5 protein-coding genes and 1 pseudogene are annotated in these 5,186 nt (G+C 68.6%); 2 read left to right on the forward strand and 4 right to left on the reverse strand.

Annotation, left to right across the window (positions count from 1 at the left end; translation table 11 throughout):
* A pseudogene (locus U9979_RS16310) lies at positions 1-484 on the forward strand (ATP-binding protein); the annotation flags it as partial.
* A 52-nt stretch (positions 485-536) separates the two neighbouring features.
* Here the strand turns inward: U9979_RS16310 and U9979_RS16315 are convergent.
* The 4 genes from U9979_RS16315 to U9979_RS16330 form a co-directional block, all read right to left on the reverse strand.
* Positions 537-1,319 (reverse strand): ABC transporter permease, encoded by a 783-nt coding sequence (locus U9979_RS16315; RefSeq protein ID WP_322769737.1) that lies wholly within the window; start codon positions 1,317-1,319, stop codon positions 537-539.
* On the reverse strand, positions 1,316-2,308 hold the full coding sequence (locus U9979_RS16320; RefSeq protein ID WP_322780058.1) for an ABC transporter ATP-binding protein: 993 nt from the start codon (positions 2,306-2,308) through the stop codon (positions 1,316-1,318). The genes U9979_RS16315 and U9979_RS16320 overlap by 4 nt, the downstream gene beginning before the upstream one ends.
* Positions 2,308-3,201: an oxygenase MpaB family protein gene (locus U9979_RS16325; protein WP_322750121.1), complete on the reverse strand. Its 894-nt coding sequence runs from the start codon at positions 3,199-3,201 to the stop codon at positions 2,308-2,310. The genes U9979_RS16320 and U9979_RS16325 overlap by 1 nt, the downstream gene beginning before the upstream one ends.
* Before the next feature lie 81 nt (positions 3,202-3,282).
* Positions 3,283-4,704 carry a hypothetical protein gene (locus U9979_RS16330; RefSeq protein ID WP_322780059.1) on the reverse strand — a complete coding sequence of 474 codons (1,422 nt, stop codon included), beginning with the start codon at positions 4,702-4,704 and terminating at the stop codon, positions 3,283-3,285.
* 99 nt (positions 4,705-4,803) lie between these two features.
* On the opposite strand from U9979_RS16330, the gene U9979_RS16335 reads away from it, so the two are divergent.
* Entirely contained in the window at positions 4,804-5,046 is a 243-nt protein-coding gene (locus tag U9979_RS16335) for a hypothetical protein (protein ID WP_322780060.1), read from the forward strand.
* The last annotated feature ends 140 nt before the right edge of the window (positions 5,047-5,186 follow it).

The raw sequence follows: 5,186 nt of genomic DNA on the forward strand, positions 1-5,186 counted from the left end.
GCGGGCCTTTGTCCGCGCCGACGGCCGGCTGGATTTCGACCTGCTGCTCGCCGAGTTCGCCGATTTCTGGCGTGAGCACTCCGACGTGCTGACCCGTGGGATCGTCTACCACGAGGTCGCCCCCCAGCTGGTGTTCATGGCTTTCCTGCAACGCGTCGTCAACGGAGGTGGACAGGTGGAGCGGGAATACGGCGTCGGCCGCGGACGCATCGACTTGTTCGTCCGCTGGCCTTACCAGAATCCGGACGGGAAACGGGCCGTGCAGCGGGAGGCGATCGAGTTGAAGGTGTGGCGGGCCGGCGAACCCGATCCGCTGGCCCGGGGGCTGACCCAGTTGGATGGTTACCTTGACCGGCTCGGCCTCGACCGCGGTGTGCTGGTGGTGTTCGACCGCCGGCCCGAGGTCGCGCCTATTGCCGACCGCACCAGGTTTGAGCAGGCGAGCAGCCCGTCCGGCCGCCCGGTCACCGTTCTGCGCGCCTGACCGTTCTGCGCGCCTTGCTGGAGGCTTCCCCATCGGCGATGTCCGTGTCTGTTCAGCCGTTTCGTGGTTCCCAGCTGAAGAAGCGGATCGCGGCGAGTAGGCCGGCTACTCCCCAGGCTGCGACGATGACGACGTCGCTCCAGTGGAACGTGGTCCCCAGAAAACCGGCCTGCATCCCCGCCGCGAAGTGTTTGACCGGAAAGATCCGGCCGATCCACACAATCCAGGCCGGTGCGTTGTCGCCGAGCGGGACGAAGATTCCAGACAGGAACAACAGGGGCAGGATGGTCGCGTTGACGATCGCGGCCGATGCGTCGGCGTTGGGGATCACTGCGGTGACCGCGAACGCGAGCGCGCAGAAACTGGCCGCTCCGACCAGCAGCATCACCAGGAGCCGTAGCAGCGTCACGCCCGTGGGGATGTCGGCGCTGTAGAACACCCGACCGAACCCAACCGTGATCGCGACCAGCAGGACCGCGACGAGCAGGGCGTGCAGCATCCGTGCACCGAGGAACACCGCGCTCGGCAGCGGCGTACCGTCGGTCCTTTTCAGGATACCGGCGTCGCGCTGGAAGGTCACCGCCATCGCGATGTTGTTGTAACAGGCCGTGATCACCGCGAACGCCGCCATCGCGGCCACGTAGTAGGTGGACTGGGCTATGAGTCGGCCACCGAGGCGCACTGTTCCGTCACTGAGCAGCGCGGTGAAGATCACCAGGAACATGAGGGGGAACGCGAATGTGAAGAACGCCGACGCCGGGTTACGCCAGAACGCCTTGTTCACGTAGCGGACCTGCGAGAGCGTCAGCGCCGCGGCCTTCACCGTGGCGTTCACCGCGAGGTCCTTTCCGGGATGGCGGCGCTGCCGAGCCGGTCCGCCCCGACCGCGGACGGCGGCCCGGTCAACTCCAGGTAGACGTCCTCCAGGGACGGCCGCACAATCTGCAGTCCGTCCAGGCTGACGCTCTGTTCGATTGCCCAGCCGGTGAGGCGGTGCAGCGCCCGGGTGATGTCGTCGGGGGTGAACTCGATGTATCCGTCCGCTACCGCCACGCCGGCGAACTCCTCAGGCGGTAGGGCATCCTCGGGCAGGCGGCACCGGATCCGCGCCCTGGCCGTGTCACGACCGGCGAGGGTGGCCGGTGTGCCCTGCGCGACGATGCGGCCCGCGGCGATGACCGCGACCCGGTCGGCCAGATACTGCGCCTCGTCCATGTAGTGGGTGGTGAGCACGACGGTCTTGCCGAGCGCGGCGAGGTTCTTCACCACATCCCAGGCCTCATGTCGGGCGGACGGGTCGAAGCCGGTCGTCGGCTCGTCGAGGAACAGCAGTTCGGGGTCCCCGGCGAGGGCGATCGCGACGTCGAGCCGTCGCTGCTGGCCCCCGGACAGCTTCGCCACCCTGGCATCGCGCTTCGCCCCGAGGCCGACCAGCTCGATCACCTCGTTCACCGGTCGCGGATGCGGATAGTAGCTGGCGTACATCGTGATCGTCTCGGCCACCGTCAGGTAGCGGTCGACGCCCGTGGACTGCAGGACGATCCCGATCCGGGCCTTGAGCCGCGACCGAGCCCGGCCCGGGTCGTGACCAAGCACGGACACCGCACCACCGTCGCGCGCACGGTATCCCTCCAGGATTTCAACCGTCGTGGTCTTGCCCGCACCGTTCGGGCCTAACAGCGCGAAGATCTCGCCACGCCGGATCTCCAGGTCGATGCCCCGAACGGCCGGCACACCGCGGTAGGACTTCGTCAGACCGCGTACGACAACCGCCGCACCCGGGTCGACGTCGCCGCCGTCCGCGTCCCGCATTCCCATTCCCATCAGCCGTCCGTGGCGCGCTGGCTGGCAGGGGCGGGCGGACGTGTCGCCCATCGGATACCGGCGAGGACACCCCATCCGGCCAGACGTCCGACGGTGGCCTCGGTCGCGGGAAGGTATGGGAGCCGTAGCGGCCAGCGGGTCCATACCGGCATCAGTCCGACGGCAGCCGACGCAAGCGCGCCGTAAGGTAGCCGCGCCGCGACGGGCAGCGGCGCACGCAGCAGGAGATACCGTGCGGCCTGGCGGGCCTGCGGGGTTCCGGTGAGCTCGGGCCGATATTCGGCGAGTCGTTTCACCAGCTCGGCCTCGGTGCGCGGCGGATCGATGACGCCGAGTTTCGTGGCCACCTGCGCAGCGTCGGCGACGTAGGCGTCCCGCTGCGCCGGGGTGAGCGCCGCGCCGTTGCCGTAACGCTGATAGGCGGTCAGGAAGCTGTCGACCTCCGCGACGTGGACCCAGCCCAGCAGGTGCGGATCCGAGGCCGCATAGGCCCGTCCGTCCGGCGCGGTGCCGTGCACCCGCCGGTGGATACCCCGGACGCGGGCAACGGCCCGCTCGGCTTCCTCGGTCGGCCCGAACGTTGTCGCCGCCAGGAAGAGACTGGTCCGCTGCAGGCGCCCCCACGGATCGTGGCGGTAGTCCGAATGCCCGGCCACCCCGGCCATCGCCAACGGATGCAGCGACTGCAGCAGCAGCGCACGCATGCCTCCGACGAACATCGACACATCCGCGTGGACACGTCGGATCGGGCGGTCGTCGGCGAACCAGCGTTCACCGCCGGCTACAAAGATCCGTTCATGTCGTTCCGGGCCCCGCGGGCCGGCCACCAGCCCCAGGACCTGCCCGCCCACCCGGGAGCGGACATCGTCGGCACCGCCGCGCAATCTGGACATCACCACCCCATCATCCGCCTACGACCGGGCCGGCGACGAAGACAGCCATGGCCGGGCGAGAAGGACGGGCTGTGAGCGCGGCTAATTGGGGCCCAGGGTGCGGCTGATGCCGGCGGCGATGGTGGTCGCGAGAATCCAGCCTGCGGCGATGAGACCGTAGGCCAACCATGCCAGCGCGCCGTGTGGGTCGAATGCGTTTTGCTGCCCGAAGTCGATGACGGGGATCAACAGGTCGAGGGTGTAGATCACGGAATTGAAGCCGGGCGGGTTGCTTCCCGCGACGACCTGTGGATGGTGCAGGCCGAAGGTGACGCCGCCAGCCACGAGGAGCGCGACCAGCCAGGCGGCGGCGCGGGTCGGGAGGTACCCGTACCCGACGGTGAGGTCTTGCAGGTATCCCCAGGCTCGGAGTGCCGGCGGAAGCGACTCCCGGCGGCGGCGGTGTCTGGCGAGCAGGACAGCCCGCGCATCCCCCTCGCGCCCCTGCCGCCGGTACACCGCCGCAAGCTGCTCGTAGGTCTGGGGCAGGTATCCGGGCGGGTCGCGTCGAAGCCAGCGCAACCGATCCACACCGTGGATGTCGGTCAGCGCGTCGTAGGTCAGCCCGTCGAGGCGAAGCGTGTCCGGCCACGTCGCCGGGTCATCGCGGAGCAGGCCGAGCCGGGCGTGGCGCAGGTCTACCTCGCCGTCGATCGGGGTAGCGGTGAGCAGCACCAGCTCGCGTGCGTCGAGGTGCTGGCACGCCAGCGCCGTACCGGTCGGATTGGACAGCGTCGCCTGCTCGAAGGAGAGATGGCTGCCGATGCTCGCGTAGGACAGCTCGACCATGCCCTCGGCGCGGAAGCCCTCGCCGCAGTTCACGACGGCGCTTACCACGATGTCCGGCGCGGACAATGCGGACCCGCCTGGATTGCTCAGATGTGCGCCGTCGAACCGCACGGAGCCGCCGATCTCGGCGTGGCTTAAGCGCACTTCGCCGCGGCAGATCAAGCCCTTCTGCCCGAGGATGTCGTTGCCGACCGTGAGCCGTGTTGCGTTCAGGGCACTTTCCGTGCCCTCAAACCTGGCGGCGTTCAGGAGTAAAGTTCCCGCGATCCGGGCGCTGACCAGCCGGATCTCCGCTGTCGAGCGGCAGCCGGTGAGCCGCAGGGCTCCATCGATTATCGCACCGGAGCAGCGCAGGCCCGGGAACGTCGAGCCGGCAAGATCAATCTGTTGGGTCCGGGCACTGTGCAGATCCGGTCGTTCATCGAACTGGCAGTCCCGCATGCGCACCGGATGCGGCACGTCGGTGTTGCTCAGGTCGAGAATTTCAACAATGCGTGCGCCGATCAGATCCAGCGTCGCGAAATGACCAGGCTCGGCCTGTTGGGCGCCCAACAGGAGCGTACGCAGCACGCTCGCGCGAACCGTTCGGTCCGCTCGCCCCCGTAAATCGACGACGTCGCCACGCGGGAACGCCCGCCACACCGCCCGTTCGGGGCCGCGAAGGCTCGGACGCACCACACGATCAGTGTGGCAGTCCAATCCGGCGATGATGCCCATTTGGTCCGATAGGTACCTGATGTGCTGGCGTTTGTGGCGGCGTTGAGGATCGGCGCTGTGACCGCGAACGTCACGAACGCCGACGCCGACGCCGACGCCGATGCCGGGTTACGCCACAACGCCTCATCCATGGACCTACCGGCGCCGAGCCCAGGGTGGGTCGTAGCCGGTGGCGGTGTCCACGACCCGCGGCCCGCGGGGATGTGTAGCCGCTGTGGCAGCGACGCCTTGGTGGGTGGCCGGCCCAGCACGAGTGGATGGTTGGCATACATTTTCTGCCCGAAAACCGGCGCCTCCTGACGTCATCCTTCCACTCGTCGCACCGCATGGAATGCGGATCAAGGAGTGCGGCTGGGGTGGGTGCATCGCGAGGTGCGAGGAGGTCCAGGTAGTGGTGTTCTACCTGGGTCGACGGAGGCGGGGTGCCCGTACGGCGGGGA

The organism is Protofrankia sp. Cas4, from assembly GCF_963555915.1.
GTDB lineage: Bacteria > Actinomycetota > Actinomycetes > Frankiales > Frankiaceae > Protofrankia.